Source organism: Neptuniibacter pectenicola, assembly GCF_001597735.1.
Taxonomy (GTDB): domain Bacteria; phylum Pseudomonadota; class Gammaproteobacteria; order Pseudomonadales; family Balneatricaceae; genus Neptuniibacter; species Neptuniibacter pectenicola.
This window is the reverse complement of sequence record NZ_LUTS01000065.1, coordinates 1-577: the sequence shown is the minus strand read 5'-3', so window position 1 is coordinate 577 and position 577 is coordinate 1. Positions and strand designations below refer to the sequence as shown.

Here is a 577-nt window from a genome sequence, read left to right as displayed (position 1 = left end):
AAGAAGGGGAGAGGAGGAAAGGGAAAGAGGGGAGGAGAGGGAGGGAGAGGGGGGGGAAGAGGGGGGGGGGGGGAGGAAAAGGGGAGGGGAAAAAAGGGGAAAAGGAGAAGGAAGAGGGGGGGAAGGAGAGGGGGAAAGAGGAGGGGAGGAGGAAGAGAGGAGGGAGGAGGAGGGAGGAAGGGGGAAAGGAGAGAGAGAGGAGGAGGAAGGAAGGGAAAGAGGAAAGGGAGAGGAGGAGGGGGGGGAAAAAGAGAAGAAGAGTGGAGGGGGGGAGAGAAAAAGGAAAAAAGGAAAGAGGGAAGGAAGAGGGGGAGAGAGGGAGGAAGAAGAAGAAAGGAAAGAGGGGGGGAAGGGGGGGAGAGGAGGAGGAGAAGAAAGAAGAAGAAGGAGGAGAAAGGGAGGGGAAGAGAAGAAGAGAAAGGGAGAGAGGGGAAGAGAAGGAGAGAAAGGAGGAAGAAAAAAGAGGAAGAAAGGAGGGGAGAAGAAAGAGGGAGAAAGAGAAAGAAGGAGAAAGGAAAGGAGAGGGAAGAGAAGAGGAAAAAGGAAAGGGAAGAAGAGGGGAAGAAGAAGGAGAAGA

1 protein-coding gene is annotated in these 577 nt (G+C 54.4%); it reads left to right on the top strand.

Annotated elements, in window-relative coordinates; translation table 11 throughout:
* Positions 1–577, top strand: a 577-nt coding sequence (locus A3773_RS19740; protein WP_197462830.1) for a hypothetical protein, incomplete at both ends; no start/stop codon positions are given.